Below are 18,165 nucleotides of genomic sequence, written 5' to 3'. Positions count from 1 at the left end.
ATCGTCGAGATCGAGCGCGAAAAGGGCGCGAGCCTCGGCATCGAGGATATTCGCGAACTCGTCGGCGGCGTCTATCCGCGCGTCATGCAGAAGGGCGAGATGGATGCGGGCGCATGGAGCTGCGGCATGGTCGCCGGCCTCATCCACGACATTCCAAGCTGCAAGGAACTGATCGACCGCATCATGAGCGAGGCGGAAACCATCATCCGCAAGAGGCTCGAGGGCTTCCTCGCCGCCTGACGCGCATCACGCCTGGCCGGCTCGTCCCTGCCCGACGGAGCGTGGCGAGCCGGCGATTTTCCATGGTGAAACGGTGAGTCTATAACCTAAGTGATATACTGGTTTCACTCGCGCCTGCTTCCCGATTGCCGCGACATTTTCCGTTGGGTATGTACGAAAGGTACGTAAACGGGCGGACCGCAAGAAGGGGACAGTCATTGGTTGCGTCGAGCGCCGCGGGACTCGAAACATCTCACAACCTTTCACAATCGCCGGAGCGACCGGCCGCAGCGCGGGGAATGCTGTGCCACGACTGCCCGCTCAGATCGCTGGCATTCTGTTCGGCGGCCGTCGCAGATCTCAGCCGTGAAGACGGCTTCGTACGGCCGAGGCAAGTCACCGCAAGACCGCGCCAGACCATCTATCGCAAGCACCAGAAACTCGACGACGTCATACTGATCCGCGAAGGCTGGGCCGTTCGCTTCACGGTGGGCACGAACAACCGGCGGCAGATCCTGTCGATCCTGCTGCCGGGCGATGTGATTTCCACCGCGGCGATCTTCAAGAACACGCTCTCATCATCCGTGCAGACGACAACCGCGGTCAGCTATTGCGCCTTCGACCGCGCGGAATTGCTGCGTTTCATTGAAAAACGTCCCGGCTCCATGAAGTCGATCACTTCGCTCTGCGTCGAGGATCGCGAGCGCTGCGACCAGCAACTCATCGCGCTCGTGACCCGCAGCGCCGAAGAGCGGATCGCCTTTCTCATGCTCGACCTCTGCGAACGGATGACGGCGCGGGGGCTTGCCCATGATCATGAAATACCCTTTCCCCTCACCCAGCAGCATCTGGCCGAAGCCGTGGGGCTGACACAGGTTCATGTGAATCGCGTGCTGAGGCGGCTGAGGGAAGAGGATCTCGTCGAGATCTCCGGCGGCATGATGCGCATCAAGAACCCGGCCGCCATGAAGAGCATCGCACAGCCGCGATAGGCCGCGCGCCCAAGATCCGGCGCATACACTCCGTGGACGGCGCTTCCGCTCAATGGAGCTTCTTCAGGAAGCCCGAGAGGACGACCGCGTTGTTGTGGTCCCCATCATGCGCCGCATAAAGAAGGGTGAGCCTCTTCTTTCCGGCCAGTTCCAGCAGGGCGCGCACCGCTTCCTTGTTCGCCCGCAATTCGGCTTCGTAAAGCGGCACGAACTCCGCCCAGCGCTCGGGATCGTGGCCGAACCATTTGCGCAATTCGGCGCTCGGAGCGATGTCCTTCACCCAGGCGTCGAGCTTGGCGTCCGCACGGCTGAGCCCGCGCGGCCAGAGCCGGTCGACAAGCACGCGGGTTCCGTCGTTCTTGTCGGCGGGGTCATAAACGCGCTTGATCTCGATATCGCGTTTCATTTCACCCTCCCTCATGCAGGGATCGAATGGAACTCCACGAAAAAACGCACCGGACCGATCAGCGCCACCTCATGCAGAGCCTGCGGCTCTATCGGCGGAAGCGATGCATTCATATCAGACGGCCTCCCTGCCTGCCGAGCAGGCTGGCGCGCGCAATGCTCGGAAACAGCACATCGTTCTCAAGCCGCATGTGATCGCGCAATTCGACGGCAAGCTTCCGGATGCCTGCATAGAGTGCGCGCCAGGCATCGCATGCGTCAACGGGCTCGTTCAGATCGAAAGTGTTCGCTTCGATGCGGGCGATCCGGGCTTCCTGTTCGTCATGCTCGCAACACATATGCGCCATCGGGTCGATGAGGCGCTCCTCCTCGCCATGCCGCATCATGGACAGGAGCAGCGATTCCTCGTTTTGCAGGTGAACCTGAATGACGTCGTTCAGTTCATCCAGCAGAAGCGCAAGCCCGCGCGGCGCCATGGGGTGATCGCGATGACGCGCCTCGACCCGGTTGGCAAGCTCGACGAGCGCGGGCAGTTCGTCCCTGTGCGCGTCGTGAAACCGGATCAGAATATAGCCGATCAGCGCGTCGCGCTCGGCATCCGCATTGGCGACGATGCGGGCAAGCTCACGCAATTCCTCGGCGAATGACTGCTCCAGAATGCCCAATGCGCGCGCCCAGTCGCCGAGCTTCGCCTCGCCAATGGCCGCCGGATCGAAGGCATATTTCTGGAATATGCTGGCCGCGCCGGGGATGCTGCGCGCAATCTCGTCCGGCCGCGTCGTTTCCATGGAGGCAAGAACCTCCCGCGCGGCCGCCACAGCTTCGGACTTCATCATTCACCTCCGTCCGCCAGTTCGACGGGCCTCAGACGCTCGCCTCTGCGGAGCATCTCGCCCCTCGCTCCGGCAATGCCAAGCTCCAGGCTCTCGGCTATGCGCTCGGCGCGGGACACAAAAAACGCGGCCGCCTCGGGGGGACAAATCTCCGCGGCCGTCTCGCGAAAGAGATCGAGCCAGCGGTCGAAATGCGAGCCCGATACCGGCAATGGCGCGTGCATCCGCATGGGCTGGCCGTGATAGCGCCCGGTCATCAGCGCAATGGACGACCAGAAGTCGCACATCCGCTCGAGATGAGGGCCCCAATCGGCGATCCGCGCATTGAAAATGGGCGCAAGCACCTCATCCGCGCGCACGCGATCGTAAAAGCCGTGAACCAGCCGCGCGACCATCGCTTCGTCAATTCCGGTGTCGCGCTCGACCGCTTCCACGATTTTCGCCCGGCGGCTTGCTGCCTCGTCCAGCGGCATGGCTACTCCACTCTCTCCAAAGAAGTATTTTATATGCACAATATTGTTCAAAACGCGGCCGGCGACAAGCCCGCCCTTCAAAGGCAGCGGCAAAAGATACGGGCGCGGCCGGAATTCCTAGACGGCTTCGGCTTCCTGATGGAGAAGCTGCCGCATCCGGCGCAGTCGACCGGGGTTCTTGATGAGATCGGCAAGGGTATAGCGATCGAGCACACCGAGAAAAGCGGCCAGCGCCTCTTCCATCGGCCCTCTGAGGCCGCAGGCCGAGCTGATGACGCAGGTGTTGGATTCCTTGTCGAAGCACTCGACAAGATTGAAACCGTCCTCCGTCGTGCGGATCACAGCGCCGAGATTGATGTCCTGGGGGCGCCTGCGGAGACGCAAACCGCCGCTTCTGCCGCGCACGCTCTCGACGAAGCCGCCCTGCACCAGCGTCTGCGCCACCTTCATGAGGTGGTTCCGCGATATGCCGTAGCGCGTCGAAACTTCCTCGATCGTGTGTAGCTCACCCGGCTCCGACGCCAGAAGCATCAGCATTCTGAGCGCATAGTCGGTATGTAGTGTGACTCGCATAAAAGCCCTTCTCCGCAACGTGACCGGCTGCATTTTACCACAGCCAGGCAAGGCTCGTACCGCCACTTCGGCCAGCCGGTTTGCGAAAGGTGGTTATGGCCGCGCCCCCAGGGCATGGTCCAATTTGTCGCAGCCCCCGACGTGGAATCCCGATTGCGCTCGTCTGCATGAAGGCAAATCATAAAGAGGTATTTCATTTGCCTGTTATATGAGGCCGCCAGGCGCTGGACGCGCACGGGCGGGCGCCCGTTCCAGGCAATCGGACAGGAGGAGAACAGAATGAACGCCGAGGCTCCCAGTCTTCATCACGAAGCGAAAGAGAATGTTCTTACGATCCCCTTCAGTGAAATACACAAAGGGGTCTATATCGTGACACTGCTTGCCTGGGCGTGGCTCGTCGGCGCCTTCTGGATCGGTTTCGGCAGCACGCTTGACAGCGCCTTCATGGTGACGGTCAGCACAGGCTATGTGCTCATGTTCTTCGGCATTCCATTCCTCATGATGAGGATCGCGAAGAAGGTTTCATCCGCCCATCCCGAGTTGCAGACCTTCAACGATTTCCTCTCCGCTCATGTCGATACGAGCACAGGCCCCATCACCGGCAGGGAAGCGCTCATTCACATCGCGCTCGTTCCCGTCTGCCTCGCCATCGGCACGAGCGGCCTCGCATATGCTTTCCTTTCGGCGCGAAGCGCTTTTGGTGGTTGATTTCATTACGGCGGAGGGGCATTTAAACGATTAAACTACATTGAGGTGTCTGAAATGCCATTTCCTCTTCCGGAACTCCCCTTTGCCATCAACGCGCTCGAACCCTACATGTCGGCGCAGACGCTCGAGCTTCACCACGGCAAGCATCATCGCGCCTACGCGACGAAGCTCGTGGAGCTGACGAAAGGCACGCCGCTCGCCGAGCTGAGCCTCGAAGACGTCATCCGCAAGACTCATGGCGATGCGAAGGCCACCGCGATCTTCAACAACGCGGCGCAGCATCTCAATCACTCCTTCTTCTGGGAGTGCATCAAGCCGGGCGGCAGCGCCGTGCCGGAGAAGCTCCGCGCGGCTCTTGCCGCGAGCTTCGGCGACTTCGACAGCTTCAAGCGGAAGTTCATCGATGAGGGCCTCGCGCAGTTCGGCAGCGGCTGGGTCTGGCTCGTCGACAACGGCGGCAAGCTTGAAATCGTCAAGACCTCGAACGCGGAGACCCCGCTCGTTCAAGGCAAGCGCCCGCTCCTCGTCTGCGACGTGTGGGAACACGCCTATTATGTCGACTACCAGAACCGCCGCGGCGATTTCCTGACGGCTTTCGTCGAGCATCTGGCCGACTGGGGTGCGGTCGAACAGCGTCTTTCGGCTGCCTGATGAAACGGGACGCGGCGCTCTCCCCGCATCGGGTCGAGAGCGCCGCGTTCAACTTCCGGGCCGCATCATACGCTGGGCGCATTCCCCTTCAACAGGGATGAGAAAGATGCCCCGGATCATTTTCGTCGAGCCCGATGGAACCGAACATATCGTCGAGGTCGGCGCTGGCATGACGGCGATGCATGCCGCTATCAGTCGTTCCGTGCCCGGCATAGATGCCGATTGCGGCGGAAGCTGCAGTTGCTCGACCTGCCATGTCCATGTCGATCCGGCATGGACCGAGCGCGTGGGGCGCGCGACGGGCATGGAAGAAGATATTCTCGACTTCGCCGTCAATGCTGGAGAGCGCAGCCGCCTCTCCTGCCAGATCCACATGACGGCGGCACTCGATGGGCTCAGGCTCTTCATTCCCGAATGGCAGAGATAGGCGGCGCGTCCGGAGCATCCGTTTTGACGGGGCCTGAACGGATGCATCTGTTTCCGAGCCGAAAAAGCGCTTCCGCTTTTTCTGGGAATGCCTAGCAGGACGCCTCGATCCGCTGCTCGAAAAGGCGGCGAAACTCCGTGTCCTTCTCAAAAATTCCGTTGAAGCGGCGCGTCACGAGCGTGGCGCCCGGCTTCATCACGCCGCGCGCCACCATGCAGTGATGCGTGGCTTCGATAATGACAGCGACGCCTTTCGGCTTCAGCGTCCGCTCGATCACGGATGCGATCTCGGCCGTCATCCGCTCCTGTATCTGGAGGCGGCGCGCATAGGCATCGACCACGCGGGCGAGTTTGCTGATGCCAACCACGCGACCCGACGGCACATAGGCGACATGCGCCTTGCCGAAGAAGGGCGCCATATGGTGCTCGCAATGGCTGACGAAGCCGATGCCGCACAGCGCCACCATGTCGTCATAGCCGTTCGTTTCGGCAAAGGTCGTGGCGAGGAATTTTTCCGGCGCGACGGCATAGCCGGAAAAATACTCTTCGTAGGCGCGCAGCACGCGCGCCGGCGTCTCCGCAAGTCCCTCGCGATCGGGATCTTCGCCAATCCATGACAGGAGATCGCGAATGGCGGCTTCGGCCCTGCTCCTGCCCGCTGGCGCGAAGGAGCCGCTGAAATCCTTCAGACCGGCATCCGGCCTCTCGTCATAGGGAGCCATGCTGAAATCCTCTCTTGTGAAACGAGGCACGTTCCGGGGCGCAACCTCTGGGGATACGGGGCCTCAAGCCACTTTCAGGGACAACGCAAGGTGGCCAGATAGGCGATGATGTCCGCTCGATCCTTCGCCTTCGCGATGCCCGCGAAAGGCATGTAATTGCCGGGCACGAACGCGGCGGGCTTCTGCAGGAACCGGTCGAGATTTTCCGGCGTCCATGTGAGGCCGCTCTTCCTCATGGCCGGCGAGTACTGATAATCGGGCAGGCTTGCCGCCTTCCGGCCGACGACATCGCAATGTTTCGGGCCGACGCTGTTCTCTTCGGGCGTGTGGCAGGAGCGGCATTGCGCATAGAGCGATTTGCCGTGAGCGGCATCGCCCGCTTCGGCAGCGAGCGCGGGCGTGGCCGACAGAAGGACAGCAAGGGCGAAGAAGGCAACGGCGCGCATTCTCGAGATCTCCTGAAAAAAGCGGCGGAGCCCGCGGGGCAGGCTCCGCCAGTTCGATGCCGCGTCTCTTACTCCATGAAGGCGGAGGGGACCGGCTCCTCCCCCAGGGCAGAGCGCAGCACCGCCCAGTGCATCGCCTCATCACCGAGAATACTTGCCGCCGCCTTGGCAAGATCGCGGTTCTCGAATTGTGGCACCGCACCGAGATAGGCGCTGACCGCGCCCTTCTCCAAACCGGCCGCGAAGCGCAGCACATCGGCTTCCGCTTTCAGCTGATCAAGCGGAAAGTGATAGTCCTTCAACGCCTCGACGGGCTTGCCGCCGAGCTTGCCGACCGTTTCGCGAAGAATGTCCGCGTGGCTCTTGTGGTGCCCCTGGAAGGTGAGGGCGAGCTTCTTTACGCCGGGGGTGAGGAGGCCGCTTTCGGCGCCGACCTGATAGGCGGCAATTGCCTGAAACTCCGCGCCCAGCGCGGTGTTGAGAATGCCGAGATCGGTTTCGCTCGCGGCAAGGGCCGCGGTGGAGCGCAGGAGCGAGCCGCCTCCTGCAAGCATGGCCACCGCCACGGCGGAAAGCGTCACGCCGCCGCCGGCGACGAGAACCCCGCGCCTGCTCAGGTTCTTCGGCGCGTTGCCATTGTCTTCGCGATTCATCATCTCATGTCTCCCTTTGCTGTCGCGGGCGAGCGGCATCGTTCGGAGGAGCGATGCTCTCCGGCCCCGGCTTCGTTACTGATGTTGCGTCGGCGCTACTTGCTAGTCGGGCGGTGTACGCGGCACGGGTCCGCTGGCGGAGCGCAATCGCGCCGTGACATTCGCGACGATCCTGTCGCAGCGTTCGCCATCGAAGCCGAAAGCGTCCGGCAGCGCGGAATCGAGCGCCTCCTTCAGATCACCGCGCAGAAGTTTCTTGGCGCGGTGAAAACGCGTCTTGACGGTATCGGGTGGAATGGAAAGGACGCGCGCCGTCTCCTCGACCGACAGTTCCTCGATCGCCCTGAGGACGAAAACGACCCGGAAATTCTCGGGCAGGCTGTCCACGGCCCGTTCGATGAGCGCGCGCGCTTCGCTACGACGCTTCTCGAATTCCGGCGTCTGAAACACTACGGCGCTTTCTGGCACAATCTCCGCCTCCGGCGTGATCGGATGTTCCTCGTCGAGCGGCAGATGCGAGCGGCGGCGGAGCCGGTCGAGCGCCTCGTTCGCCGCGATGCGCGCAAGCCAGCCGCCGAGCCGGGCGGGGTCCTGCAAGCGCTCGAGATGGGTGAAGGCACGAAGCCAGCTTTCCTGCACCGCGTCCTCGGCCTCCGCCTCGTTGCGGAGGATGGAGCGCGCCACGCGGAACAGCCGCTGATTGTAGCGGCGCATGATGGCCTCGAAGGCGCGGTCCTCGCCCCGCCGCAAGGCCGCGACAAGGCTGACATCGTCCGCAGTCTCGCGCTGCGGGGTCGGGAACAGGGACGTCAGATTGTCCAGATTCATGACCGTGGCCCTCGATACCGCGGCGCATCCGCGGCCTCTTTCCCCTAGAGACGCATCTCGGAAGGAAAAGGTTCCCGGGGAACGGTCAAAATCCGAAGGGCCCGTTCCATGCCCGCCTACCGGCGAGCATGTGAGCACCAATCGCTACCGGCCACAACAAGGGAGCGGCCGGACGCGGCCGGCATCGAGGACGGCCGCGAAAGGCCGGGGCGAGACGGCACGGGGATGTGCGCCGCCTCGCTCCGGCAGCCGCCGATACTCAGGCGGCCGACTTCCTGCCGATACGCACGCGCCAGACCTCTGGCCCGGCCTCCAGATAATCCCAGGTGAACTCGCCGGAATGTTCCGCGTCGAACTGGTAGTAGAGCGGCTTCGGGTCATGATCGTTCACCAGCACGAAGCCCTTGCCCGGCTCCAGATTGTGCCAGGTCTCGAAGATGAGCCTGTGCCGCTGCGCCGGGATGAGCTGGCGGACATCGAGGTTTGCGTTGTCGTTCATGGGTCTCTCCTTTTTGCCCATACGGTTGGGGCTTGTGAGGTTGTGCAGAACGCCGTTCAGGCGTCGGGCTTCTTCGGGCCAGTCATGCCGGAGCAACGACCAGGCTTCCGCCGCCATGCGGCAGGCGGCGTCGATGTCTCCCGCATCGCCCAGCCGCTTCAGTGCGCGGATGAAAATGCGGTTGAGAGAGGAAACGGATGTGTCGCGATCCATGGGGCGTCTTCCGTCCGGGCGCTCAGGCGGCGATGCCGAAATGCTCCTTGGCGGCAGGGCTCATTGCCTCCGGGCTCCATGGCGGCTCCCAGACGAGGTTCACCTCGACATCGCTCACACCCTCGATGGCCCAGAGGCGCTGATAGACGCCACCCTGGATCATGTCCGATGCGGGGCAGCCCGGTGTCGTCAGCGTCATGGTGACGGTGACTTCGCCCTCATTGATGTCGATGCCATAGACAAGGCCGAGATCGACGATGTTGTAGCCAAGCTCGGGATCGAACACGTCCTTCAGCGCTTCACGAAGCGCCTCGCCGGAAAGCTCGCTCATGAGGCGCCTCCCTTCGGCTCGCCCTTGCGGATCAGGATGCGATAACCCTCCGCCCCGCGCATGTCGCGATGGGCGAGATGGCCACGCGTCTCAAGCTCCGGGTAGAGAAGAACGGGATCGCGGTCGTTCCAGATCTCAAGCACCTCGCCGATGGCGAGTTCCTCCATCGCCTCAAGCGTGCGCACCAGAGGCTCGGGCGGCATCAAGCCGCGATTGTCGAGCACCTGAACGGGCGCGGGCCAATCGCTCGCGTCGGCTTCGCCCTGTTTTGCCTGTCTGGCGGCCTGCCTCGCGGCCGGGGGCACGGCCGGAGGCGTTGCAGGCCAGGCGGCGGCGGTGGTCTTCGCGGCGCCCTCATCGGGCGTGAAGGTGACTTCCCAATCGCCATCGCCGAGCGGCCGCTCGCTATGCGTGAAGCCGCGCTTCTGCATCACGGAGAAAAGCGGCACGGGCTTGAACGTCGCGATCAGGCGCAGGCCCTGACCGCCGGCAAGAGCGGAAACGGCCTGCATGATTTCCTGAAACGGCTCGCCGCCTGAACGCAAGGTGGGGCGCACATCGAGCGTCCGGTACGAAACGGTCATGGGTTCATCCTCCATGAGTGGAACGGTTTGAAGGGGGAATGGGTCTTGCGAAGGGAAGCGGTGCGCCCTGTCCCATCGGCTTCGGCGCGGCATCGGGATCGGGCCTGCGCGCGCGCCAGAGTTCGAGCGCGATGAAACCCGTCGCGACGAGCTGCGCTACGGCGGCGAACCGCAAGAGGATCGCGCTGGCGAAGACGAGCGCCGCCGTGCCGAACAGAACGGCCGAGAAATAGAGAATGAACCAGGGCCTCGCGCGCGGCTCGTCCACGAGATCCTGAACGCGCGGCACGGGCCCCTTGCCGAGCCTCTTGCCGAAGACTTCAAGCCAGGTCAGGAACGGCACGATCTTGTAGAGCTGACTGAGTCCGAGCCCGGAGAGCCAGCCGAAGACGAAGAGATAGCCGAGCGCGCCCGCGAAACGCTCGAGCCCGCCAAAGGCCGCCGCCAATCCCGAGCCTGCAACGGCGACTGCGAAGAGAGCCAGCGCGCCCGCGGCGGTGATGCTGTTCAGCTCCAGATGGCGGCGCTTGCGGGCGCGGTAGAGATGCACGATGTCGGCGAGATAGAGGGCGGCGCCAATTCCGGCGATGAGCGCGCCTGCCGCCTCATAGACGGCCATGGGACGCTCGGCCGCGATGCCGAAAAGGCCGGTCGCGATCAGAAGGAAAAGACCGCCTGCCGTGAGGCCGAGCGCGGCATAGCTCGTGGGCCGCGGCTCGTCGGGCGCGAGCATGAACATGGAAAGAAGCCTGTAGCTCACGCCCATCGCCGTGAGGGTGAACCATCCGCCAAGCCCCGCGACGACATGGAGGAGAAGTCCCTGGCCTGCCAGAGCGAGGAGGAAGCGCGGCGGGTTCGGCAACGCGAAGGCGAGCGCGAAGCAGAGCCCGGCAAGGCCTGTGAGAAGCAGGAAGCCCAATCCGAAAGCCACGAAGACCGCGGGCAGAGGCAGCGGCCGCGCGCGCCAGAGCGTCATGGCGACATTGATCGCGCCGAGGATGAAGCCCGTCAGCACGAGCGCGCCGCCGATCGGAAGGCAGGCTATATGGGCATAGGCCACGCCATCGAGCGCGAGAAACCCGACAAGCATCGCCGCAAGCCCCGGAACGATGGCGCAGAAGGAAAGAATGGGGAGACGCTGGCTGAAAAGCGACGTTGTCGTGATGACCGGCACGAACTGGTAGAGCGCGCCCAGCATCAGGAGGCTGAGCCAGCCGATGGTGATGAGGTGAACGGCCACCAGTGTCGCGGGCGCGCGCAGGCCGTCGAGCGGATCGGCATATCCGGCCGCCAGCAGGGTTTCCGCGACGAGGAAGGCCACGACGGCGCTCCCCAGATGCAGCATCGTCCAGCGCGAGACTCCGGCTCCGATCATCATGCGGTGGCGCTCCAGGCTGCATCGCCTTAAGTGGTATATAATATACTTTTTTAATGCGAAACCGCATGCAAAGCAATATCAAAAATGCTATTTATATTTCGCGTCGCCGCGCACGGCCATCCCGGCAGCGCGGGCGCCCGGACCTCTTCCCAGCGGAGCGAGCGATATGCGCCTGACGACCTTCACCGATTACTGTCTGCGCGTTCTCACCTATGTGGGCATGAAGGACGAGAAGGTCGCGACCATAGAAGAGGTTTCGCGGCACTACGGCATATCGCGCAATCACGTCATGAAGGTGGTTCTGCGCCTCAGCCAGTTAGGCTATCTCGCAACCTCGCGCGGCAAGGGCGGCGGAATGCGGCTCGCCATGGAGCCCGCAAAGATCAATATCGGCGTTCTCGTCCGCCAGATGGAAGACGACATCATTCTCGTCGAATGTTTCCAGGGAGATGGCTGCACCTGCCGCATCGCGCCGGCCTGCGTCCTTCGCACAGCGCTCCATGAAGCGCTCGATGCCTTCCTCGCCGTACTCGACAGCTACACTCTGGCCGATCTCCTTCAGCCGCGCGCAAAGCTCGCCAAGCTTCTTTCGCTCCCCGCCTGAAGTCGCATACCCGCTTGCATCGCTTTCATGCGCGAGCAGCGCGGCGCGCAGCGATGACGGAGCCCGCCGTCGCAAGGATGAAGAGCACGATCGCCGCTGCATTGCCGAGCCCGCCCGCCATGCGCAGATCGGGGTCGTCGGCGAGATCGCCCACGAGCCTCACCAGAAGTGAGAGATGCAGCAGGACGAGATGCACGTAGAAATGCGGGCGGAACGGCACCGGGAGACGGACCACGGCTGGGAAGATGATCGGCGCATGGGCAAAGACCATGGCGAAGACGAAGCCGAGGAAGATCGCGTGCAGACCCGCATCGTAATAAAGGCCACCAAATGGCTCCGGCGCGGCAAGGAGAATGGCGCCACCAGCCGCAAGCCAGCCATAACCCGACAACAGGCATAGCGCCGCATAGCGCACGAGGCCGGACTGGCGGACGGTGCGCCGCGCAATGTCATAGGTCGCAAGCCAGGCGGAAAGGGACAGGAAGCCCAGTCCCAAGAGACGCAAGCCCGGCTCCTGCCAGAAAGGCACGAGCGCGGCGCCCGCAAGGACGAGCGCAACGCAGCCACGGAACAGGGGCTTTGCGCGCGGACGCGGCGGCAGCACGCGCGTAAGCTCCAGCCGCTCCCCGACGATCGTCAGCACGAGAAAAAGCATCAGCGCGACGATGGCGCTCGCCCGGTCACCACCCAACCACCAGACGAGCATGCCGACAGCCCAGAAGGCCGCGCCGAGCGCGATGACGGCGGTGAAGGTTTCGCGCTGGCGATACCAGACAAAGGCGGAGGCGGCGGCGAGCACGAGGCCGCCACAGGCATAGAAGGCAAGGCCTATATCCGGCGCCCCAGCCCAGATGGCGAGCGTCCCCAGGGCAACCGAAAACGGACCCAGATAGGGCCAGAGGCGGCCCAGCGCAACGGCCCTTTCAAGCCCGATCAGCGCGCCGAAGAAACCGCCCGTCATGAGCGCGCCATGGGCCGAGACGAGATCGGCGGGAGGCCATGGCAGAAGCCAGCCGATGCGCATGAGCCCGCCATAAAGCGCGCTGACGAGCGCGACGAAGCCCGCTGCAAGAAAGGCGAAGCGGAAGGCCCGGCGTTCCACCAATCCGCGCCGCGCCGTCTCCAGTTCCTGCCGCCTCAGTCCGATGGCGTCCATGCGCTATAGCCCGGCTTTCGCTCTTCCTCCGGCCAGCCCAGCGCGCGGCGGCCTTCCTCGCGGATCAGTTCGGCGCTCCAGGGCGGCGACCAGACAAGATTGATCTCGATCGTCCCGACGCCGGAGAAGCGGCGACGGATCGCGGATCTCGATTCATCCTTCAGATAGTCTCCCAGCGGACATGAAGGCGTCGTCATTGTCATGTCGACCGCAATCGCGCCGCCGCCGGTCGCCACGCGGTACACGAGTCCGAGATCGACGATATTGACGCCGAGTTCCGGGTCGATGACATCGCGCAGCGCATCGAAAACATCCGCCTCGGCAATCGTCCCGCTCATGCCTTTCTCCATCTCCCGACCCCATTTAACATGCTAACGATATGCCTTTTTATCAATGACGGATATCGGGCGCGGCAATCCGACGCTTGCGGCCTGCCTCCCTCAGGTATAAATAGCATTTAATATGCTTCTTATGGCGACCCGGCGCGGTCCACGCGGGCACCTTCAAGGATTGTCGACATGACAGGCCCGGAACTGAACTCCCTCGCGGAAATACTCTATGCGGCGCTCAGGCGGCATCCTCATCTCGGCAATGTGCTGACGCATATCGCCGCGCAGAAATGGCAAAGGGTGGAGGAGGCGCTTGGCCAGCTCCTTGATCCTTCGGCCGAGCCCGAGCGGTTTTCGCCCGTGGCGCGCAACCTTCTCGAACTCATCTGCGACAACAGGGGAACGACGGGGCGCATCATGCAGCCCTTCTTCTTCGGCACGGTCGCGCATGTGGCGGGCGAAGACGCGCGGACAAAACTCGAAACGCGGCTGCGGGCGCTCCGCGCGCTTGCAGCGCAGGATGTGAAGGCGTGGGCAGGCCGCGCCTCCCGCCGCGAAGATGCCGAAGCGGCAGGCCCCACTCCCGCGCATCTCTCGCCGCTCGATCCGGGGCCTGCATTTCAGGGAGTTGCATCATGACCTTTGTCGTCACCGACAATTGCATCCGCTGCAAATATATGGACTGCGTGGAAGTGTGCCCCGTCGATTGCTTCTACGAAGGCGACAACATGCTCGTCATCCATCCCGACGAGTGCATCGATTGCGGCGTTTGCGAACCGGAATGTCCCGCCGAGGCCATCATTCCGGACACCAATGCCGGCGCGACGGCGGCATGGCTCGAACTCAACCGGAAATATGCTCAGGTCTGGCCGAACATCACGCGCAAGAGGGAGCCGCCCGCCGACGCCAAGGAGATGGATGGCGTGACCGGCAAGCTCGAGAAATATTTCAGCGAGGCGCCGGGCGAAGGCGACTGAGCCCCCGCCCTTCTCAGCCCGCCCCTGCTGCCCCACGCTCGGGCCGCGCTCAGGCCGCGCGCGCCTTCTCCGCAAAGACCTCGATCTCGGCGTTGAGGCGCTCGGCCTGCCCGGAAATGTCGAGGGCGGCAGAGACCATCTGACGCGAGGCGGCGTCCGTTGCTCCTGCCGCCTCGGTCACGCCGACGATGTTCTGCAGCACTTCTTCGGTTCCGGCCGCTGCCGCCTGAATGTTGCGCGCGATCTCCTCCGTCGCCGCGCTCTGCTGCTCGATCGCCGCCGCGATTGCCGCCGTCACCTTGTCGATGTCCCCGATCGTCTGGCCGATATTCTGGATCGCGCCTGCGGCCTCGCCCGTCGCGGCCTGAATGGCGGCAACCTGAGCGGTGATCTCCTCCGTTGCCTTTGCCGTCTGTCCCGCAAGTTCCTTCACTTCATTCGCGACGACGGCGAAGCCCTTTCCCGCTTCGCCCGCGCGCGCGGCTTCTATGGTCGCGTTGAGCGCGAGAAGATTGGTCTGGCCCGCAATGTCGTTGATGAGATGAACGATCTTCGTCACCGTCTCCGCCGCATCGACGAGGCTTTTGACCTTCATGTTCGTGCCCTCCGCCTCGGCGACCGCCGCCGCCGCGATGCCGGAGGATTGTTCCACCTGACGGCCGATCTCCGCGATGGAAGCAGAAAGCTCTTCGGCAGCGGAGGCGACCCGCTGAACATTCTCGGATGCCGAGCGCGTGGCATTGGCCGCCGCACCGGCCCGCGAGTCCGAATCCGTCGCCGTCCGGGCCAGCGCTTCCGCGCTTGCCCGCATTTCCGTCATCGCATCGGCAACGCTGCGCGCAACGCCGCCGACGCTCACTTTCGCGAAAGTGGAGAACTCATGCGTGTTCGTCTCCATCATCTCAACGGCGCCATTGATGACACGCGCTGCATTCTGGAACGAGGCAGGCAGTCCGCGCAGGAGGACCTTGCGGAAGAACTTCTTCTCGCTCGCATAATGCATCGAGCCCTGCGCCTCGCGGACAAAGGCGTCCGCGACATCGAGAAGACCGTTGATGCCGTGCTGAAGGCGGCCGACCACGCCCCGATCCGGCTCCTCGAGAATGCGGGCTTCGAGATCGCCGCGGGCCGCAGCCATGCAGACGCTTGCCGCGCGGTCGATCTTTGCCATGAGATCGCGCAAGGACCAGCCAGCCCCTGCCAGGCACAGCAGCGCGACACCATCGGCCGCCAGGGCCAAAATCCCGCCATAGGCAGGAACAGCAGCAACCGAGATGCCGCTCACCATGCAGGCCGTCGCGCCGGCGCCGATCAGGAGCCCGGTCCTCGATGCCGCGGACAGGCGCTCATGGCGCCACGACCTAGAGAGAAAAGACGAAGCGGTCATAGGCCACACCCTTTTCAGCCAGAAACGAATTCAACCTTTCGCTTGCCTCGCGCATTCCATCCTTGCGGCCGCGCGCGCCCTGCTCCATCTCCCAGAGCGATCTGTAGAGGGGGGCAATGGCCGCGATCTGCGCCTCATCGGGCTTGCGCCTGTTCGAGTGGTATCCGACTGCATGGCCGCTTGCGTCGAAGGTCGGCGTCACATGCGCGAAAACCCAATAGTGATCGCCATTGCTCGCCATGTTGAGCACATAGGCGAAGATTTCCTTGCCCGCGGCAATCGTGTCCCAGAACAGCTTGAAGACGCATCGAGGCATCTCCGGATGCCGGATGATGCTGTGCGGCGCGCCCACAACCTCATTGAGCGAATAAGCCGAAACGCGGAGAAACACATCGTTCGCGTAAGTGATCCTGCCTTTCAGATCAGTCTTGCTGACGATGATTTCGTCTTCACCGAAAGGGCTTTCCCGCCCCGACGGCGCCACTTCGATCCTTGCCATCTCCAGACCCCCCGATCTTTTCGATGCACACAAAATGCCTCTTTGTTCCGGAAGAATCCGTAAACGGATAATTCGAATTTCTATGACTTGGGTTATAATTCAGCACCGCAAGGAGAAATGGGAGACATGCCGGAAAAAGAACCGACGAATTACCCCATGCGCAAACAGTATTTCGAATTCGAAATACTCTCCGCTCTCGCGATATTCCGCACACGTTCGATCAAGTGTAATTTTTTGTAATACCGATGGACTTGGCCGGCGATGCCCACCATCATGATGACAGTGCTCTCGCGTTGAGGCGCGGCGTATACGGGGCCCTGCTGACAATCATTTTGAGCTATTCGCCTCGAATTTGATGCAGCATCCCTCACCCCCACCAGGGGCTCCGCATGCCGCCCTGCCCTCAAACGAGACTGAAGCGCTCGTATCATGGATACGGGCGCTTCTTTTTTGCTTTCACCTCTCGACCTGCAAGCAGGCAAAAATGAAGCGAGGCGGATCTTGTCCGCCTCGCTCCGCACCACATGGGTTCGTTCAGATTGTCAGGGAAGAGCGCCTGTCACCGTGTCCAGCACGCCCGTGACAGGGGCCAGCGGGCCGGAGCCGCCGCCGGTTGCGCCACCGAGCGTCGATGTCACCGTTGCCAGCGCGCCAGTCACCGGCGCGAGCGGATCGCTGCCGCTGCCGCCCGGAACGCCCGGCAGGGCGGGAAGCCCCGGCAAGCCGTCCAAGGGCAGGCTCGGGACCGTATCGGCGGGGACGATGTTGCCAATGGCGCCACTGTCGCCACCGCCGAGCGTGCCGCCGAGAATGCCCGTGCTGCCGACAACCGGCGTCAGCAGATCCTGTCCGGTCAGATCGCTCACGAGGCCGCCGCTCCCGTCGACGCCCAGAGCGGGGATCTGCCCGGTGACCATATCAAGTGGGAGCGCGCCCGCCACCTGATCCGCCACGGGCTGCAACTGGCTCGACAGCGGCGTGAGCTGATCGGCTGGAACCTGGCCGCCTATGAGCCCGTTGGTGCCACCGCCGAGCACCCCATCCGTTCCCAGAATGGGGTCGGTGAGCGCGGCAAGGCCGGTCGCCTCCGTCACTCCTCCGCTGCCAGTCACGCCGAGCTGGGGCACCGAGGCGAGCGGACCCGCATTGCCGCCGCCGCCGGCCGTTCCTGCTCCGTCGCTTGCGCAAGCGGCAAGAAGCGCCATGGCGCTGGTGGCGAGCAGTGCGTTTCGTACGCGCTTCATTCCTTGCATCTTCTCCTCCCGGATGCGGGGTGAACCTATGCGTGCACGTTACGCCGAGGCCGACGACTTCAGGTGTAGAGGCGTGTGGGCTTAGGTAGGGATTTGTTTCGTCCGCAAACGGATGTCCGGCGGCCCCGGCGGATCGTGACAGCGGCCTCGCCGTCATCGAGCGGCATCGGGCTCGCAGCGCTTCACGTCCGATCACAAAACAGCACGAATTGCGAAAAACTTGTCTGAGCCAAGTTGATAGAGTCGCCCTCACCCGCCGGGATGCGGTGATGACCAGCTCGGACGTATGACGAAGGGGAGAGGACGATGAAGCGAGTTCAAATGTTTTTCGGAATCGCGGCGATGGCGCTTCTCATTACGGGACAGGCCGGCGCAACGACGGAGGCCGGCGAGCACTACTACCTTCAGACAGGCTCCGATCTCGAGCAGGTTTGCGCGAACCCTGCCAACGCCCGAAGCATAACCGCGGCGGAGCGCGAGCGCCTGCTTGTCTGCGGTTCCTACATTCAGGGTTTTCTCGGCCATTACGGCCTTGTGAGGACGAGAATGACGTCCTCGCCCTTCTGCCTTCCGCCGAACGGCATCAGCGGGGAGCAGGTGCGCCTCCTTTTCCTGGCGCTTCTTCAGCAAAGGCCCCAAATCAGGGACTTGCCGGCCAGCGTCGATCTGACGACGAGCCTCGCATGGGGCTACTCCTGCTCGCGCGCCAATGCGAAAACGAGCCAGAACGAGCCAAGAGCCTCGGGCCTGCCGGCACAATGAAATGTGCATGGCAGACATGCCACGCGCTTCATCGGCTCAGTTGGTAAAGCCCTGCTCCATGCCGCAGCGGTCGCGCCATTCGGACAGCAAGGCCACCAGAAGATCGCGCAATTCGGTGTCGCTCAGGCTCTTAACCGCATCGCCAAGATCGCTCAGGCTCTCATCCAGCGGCGTGAGATCTTCGTCACATGCCACAGGCTTGTCTCTCATGATCCGTGCCTCCTCTCTCGACGCCGATGCTGCCGGTTCGACGCATTCGTTAAT

At 63.3% G+C, this 18,165-nt stretch carries 26 protein-coding genes and 1 pseudogene; 9 read left to right on the top strand and 18 right to left on the bottom strand.

The features are described from left to right. Window positions 1-240 (top strand): annotated as a pseudogene (locus PKA57_RS12680) (nitronate monooxygenase); the annotation flags it as partial. Window positions 241-518: 278 nt separating this feature from the next. Further along, on the top strand, window positions 519-1,211 hold the full coding sequence (locus tag PKA57_RS12675) for a Crp/Fnr family transcriptional regulator (protein ID WP_324301103.1): 693 nt from the start codon (window positions 519-521) through the stop codon (window positions 1,209-1,211). 49 nt (window positions 1,212-1,260) lie between these two features. Here PKA57_RS12675 and PKA57_RS12670 read toward each other — a convergent pair whose 3' ends face one another. From PKA57_RS12670 to PKA57_RS12655, 4 genes are all read right to left on the bottom strand, one after another. Then, on the bottom strand, window positions 1,261-1,617 hold the full coding sequence (locus PKA57_RS12670) for a DUF488 domain-containing protein (RefSeq protein WP_324301101.1): 357 nt from the start codon (window positions 1,615-1,617) through the stop codon (window positions 1,261-1,263). A gap of 109 nt (window positions 1,618-1,726) precedes the next feature. Further along, window positions 1,727-2,449 carry a hemerythrin domain-containing protein gene (locus tag PKA57_RS12665; protein WP_324301099.1) on the bottom strand — a complete coding sequence of 241 codons (723 nt, stop codon included), beginning with the start codon at window positions 2,447-2,449 and terminating at the stop codon, window positions 1,727-1,729. Beyond that, a complete protein-coding gene (locus tag PKA57_RS12660; protein ID WP_324301097.1) occupies window positions 2,449-2,922 on the bottom strand; it encodes a group III truncated hemoglobin in 474 nt (157 codons plus the stop codon). The genes PKA57_RS12665 and PKA57_RS12660 overlap by 1 nt, the downstream gene beginning before the upstream one ends. Before the next feature lie 117 nt (window positions 2,923-3,039). Beyond that, window positions 3,040-3,495, bottom strand: coding sequence for an Rrf2 family transcriptional regulator (locus PKA57_RS12655; RefSeq protein ID WP_324301095.1), 456 nt, complete (start codon window positions 3,493-3,495; stop codon window positions 3,040-3,042). Between the two features lie 279 nt (window positions 3,496-3,774). Here PKA57_RS12655 and PKA57_RS12650 point away from each other — a divergent pair, with 279 nt between their 5' ends. The 3 genes from PKA57_RS12650 (at window position 3,775) to PKA57_RS12640 (ending at window position 5,281) form a co-directional block, all read left to right on the top strand. Then, window positions 3,775-4,203 carry a hypothetical protein gene (locus PKA57_RS12650; RefSeq protein ID WP_324301093.1) on the top strand — a complete coding sequence of 143 codons (429 nt, stop codon included), beginning with the start codon at window positions 3,775-3,777 and terminating at the stop codon, window positions 4,201-4,203. A 54-nt stretch (window positions 4,204-4,257) separates the two neighbouring features. Further along, a complete protein-coding gene (locus PKA57_RS12645; RefSeq protein WP_324301091.1) occupies window positions 4,258-4,854 on the top strand; it encodes a superoxide dismutase in 597 nt (198 codons plus the stop codon). 106 nt (window positions 4,855-4,960) lie between these two features. Further along, window positions 4,961-5,281 (top strand): 2Fe-2S iron-sulfur cluster-binding protein, encoded by a 321-nt coding sequence (locus tag PKA57_RS12640; RefSeq protein ID WP_324301089.1) that lies wholly within the window; start codon window positions 4,961-4,963, stop codon window positions 5,279-5,281. A gap of 91 nt (window positions 5,282-5,372) precedes the next feature. On the opposite strand, the gene folE is transcribed toward PKA57_RS12640, so the two are convergent. From folE to PKA57_RS12600, 8 genes are all read right to left on the bottom strand, one after another. Then, window positions 5,373-6,002: a GTP cyclohydrolase I FolE gene (gene folE / locus PKA57_RS12635; protein ID WP_324301087.1), complete on the bottom strand. Its 630-nt coding sequence runs from the start codon at window positions 6,000-6,002 to the stop codon at window positions 5,373-5,375. Between the two features lie 74 nt (window positions 6,003-6,076). Continuing rightward, on the bottom strand, window positions 6,077-6,448 hold the full coding sequence (locus tag PKA57_RS12630; protein ID WP_324301085.1) for a cytochrome c family protein: 372 nt from the start codon (window positions 6,446-6,448) through the stop codon (window positions 6,077-6,079). A gap of 68 nt (window positions 6,449-6,516) precedes the next feature. Further along, window positions 6,517-7,104 carry a ferritin-like domain-containing protein gene (locus tag PKA57_RS12625; RefSeq protein WP_324301083.1) on the bottom strand — a complete coding sequence of 196 codons (588 nt, stop codon included), beginning with the start codon at window positions 7,102-7,104 and terminating at the stop codon, window positions 6,517-6,519. A 99-nt stretch (window positions 7,105-7,203) separates the two neighbouring features. Continuing rightward, window positions 7,204-7,929: an RNA polymerase sigma factor gene (locus PKA57_RS12620; RefSeq protein ID WP_324301081.1), complete on the bottom strand. Its 726-nt coding sequence runs from the start codon at window positions 7,927-7,929 to the stop codon at window positions 7,204-7,206. Between the two features lie 259 nt (window positions 7,930-8,188). Continuing rightward, complete coding sequence (locus tag PKA57_RS12615; protein WP_324301080.1) at window positions 8,189-8,641, bottom strand: DUF2249 domain-containing protein; 453 nt, start codon at window positions 8,639-8,641, stop codon at window positions 8,189-8,191. A gap of 22 nt (window positions 8,642-8,663) precedes the next feature. Next, the gene (locus PKA57_RS12610; RefSeq protein WP_324301077.1) at window positions 8,664-8,972 is read right to left on the bottom strand and encodes a metal-sulfur cluster assembly factor; all 309 of its coding nucleotides are present in this window, start codon (window positions 8,970-8,972) and stop codon (window positions 8,664-8,666) included. Next, the gene (locus tag PKA57_RS12605) at window positions 8,969-9,556 is read right to left on the bottom strand and encodes a DUF2249 domain-containing protein (RefSeq protein ID WP_324301076.1); all 588 of its coding nucleotides are present in this window, start codon (window positions 9,554-9,556) and stop codon (window positions 8,969-8,971) included. The genes PKA57_RS12610 and PKA57_RS12605 overlap by 4 nt, the downstream gene beginning before the upstream one ends. 4 nt (window positions 9,557-9,560) lie before the next feature. After that, window positions 9,561-10,934, bottom strand: coding sequence for a hypothetical protein (locus PKA57_RS12600; protein ID WP_324301074.1), 1,374 nt, complete (start codon window positions 10,932-10,934; stop codon window positions 9,561-9,563). Window positions 10,935-11,100: 166 nt separating this feature from the next. On the opposite strand from PKA57_RS12600, the gene PKA57_RS12595 reads away from it, so the two are divergent. Beyond that, the gene (locus PKA57_RS12595; protein ID WP_324301072.1) at window positions 11,101-11,538 is read left to right on the top strand and encodes an Rrf2 family transcriptional regulator; all 438 of its coding nucleotides are present in this window, start codon (window positions 11,101-11,103) and stop codon (window positions 11,536-11,538) included. Between the two features lie 25 nt (window positions 11,539-11,563). On the opposite strand, the gene PKA57_RS12590 is transcribed toward PKA57_RS12595, so the two are convergent. Continuing rightward, window positions 11,564-12,694, bottom strand: coding sequence for a hypothetical protein (locus tag PKA57_RS12590; RefSeq protein WP_324301070.1), 1,131 nt, complete (start codon window positions 12,692-12,694; stop codon window positions 11,564-11,566). After that, the gene (locus PKA57_RS12585) at window positions 12,676-13,032 is read right to left on the bottom strand and encodes a metal-sulfur cluster assembly factor (protein ID WP_324301068.1); all 357 of its coding nucleotides are present in this window, start codon (window positions 13,030-13,032) and stop codon (window positions 12,676-12,678) included. Before PKA57_RS12585 ends, PKA57_RS12590 begins: the two co-directional genes overlap by 19 nt. Before the next feature lie 180 nt (window positions 13,033-13,212). Here PKA57_RS12585 and PKA57_RS12580 point away from each other — a divergent pair, with 180 nt between their 5' ends. Together PKA57_RS12580 and fdxA are read left to right on the top strand one after the other, a co-directional pair. Beyond that, window positions 13,213-13,662 carry a hypothetical protein gene (locus PKA57_RS12580; protein ID WP_324301066.1) on the top strand — a complete coding sequence of 150 codons (450 nt, stop codon included), beginning with the start codon at window positions 13,213-13,215 and terminating at the stop codon, window positions 13,660-13,662. After that, a complete protein-coding gene (gene fdxA, locus PKA57_RS12575; protein ID WP_324301064.1) occupies window positions 13,659-14,000 on the top strand; it encodes a ferredoxin FdxA in 342 nt (113 codons plus the stop codon). Before PKA57_RS12580 ends, fdxA begins: the two co-directional genes overlap by 4 nt. 49 nt (window positions 14,001-14,049) lie before the next feature. On the opposite strand, the gene PKA57_RS12570 is transcribed toward fdxA, so the two are convergent. The 3 genes from PKA57_RS12570 to PKA57_RS12560 all read right to left on the bottom strand — a co-directional run bounded on the left by PKA57_RS12570 (window position 14,050) and on the right by PKA57_RS12560 (window position 17,130). Further along, entirely contained in the window at window positions 14,050-15,171 is a 1,122-nt protein-coding gene (locus tag PKA57_RS12570) for a methyl-accepting chemotaxis protein (RefSeq protein WP_324301063.1), read from the bottom strand. 190 nt (window positions 15,172-15,361) lie between these two features. Further along, window positions 15,362-15,886 (bottom strand): PAS domain-containing protein, encoded by a 525-nt coding sequence (locus tag PKA57_RS12565; RefSeq protein WP_324301062.1) that lies wholly within the window; start codon window positions 15,884-15,886, stop codon window positions 15,362-15,364. Between the two features lie 542 nt (window positions 15,887-16,428). Beyond that, the gene (locus PKA57_RS12560; protein WP_324301061.1) at window positions 16,429-17,130 is read right to left on the bottom strand and encodes a hypothetical protein; all 702 of its coding nucleotides are present in this window, start codon (window positions 17,128-17,130) and stop codon (window positions 16,429-16,431) included. A 315-nt stretch (window positions 17,131-17,445) separates the two neighbouring features. Between PKA57_RS12560 and PKA57_RS12555 the strand changes: the two genes are divergently transcribed. Then, window positions 17,446-17,901: a Rap1a/Tai family immunity protein gene (locus PKA57_RS12555; protein ID WP_324301059.1), complete on the top strand. Its 456-nt coding sequence runs from the start codon at window positions 17,446-17,448 to the stop codon at window positions 17,899-17,901. Window positions 17,902-17,937: 36 nt separating this feature from the next. On the opposite strand, the gene PKA57_RS12550 is transcribed toward PKA57_RS12555, so the two are convergent. Further along, on the bottom strand, window positions 17,938-18,111 hold the full coding sequence (locus tag PKA57_RS12550; RefSeq protein WP_324301057.1) for a hypothetical protein: 174 nt from the start codon (window positions 18,109-18,111) through the stop codon (window positions 17,938-17,940). Between the last annotated feature and the right edge of the window lie 54 nt (window positions 18,112-18,165).

Source organism: Parvibaculum sp. (assembly GCF_035325945.1).
In the GTDB taxonomy this organism is placed as follows: Bacteria; Pseudomonadota; Alphaproteobacteria; order Parvibaculales; family Parvibaculaceae; genus Parvibaculum.
Note: the sequence above shows the minus strand (reverse complement) of the source record. Positions and strands in the feature narration are given on the sequence as shown.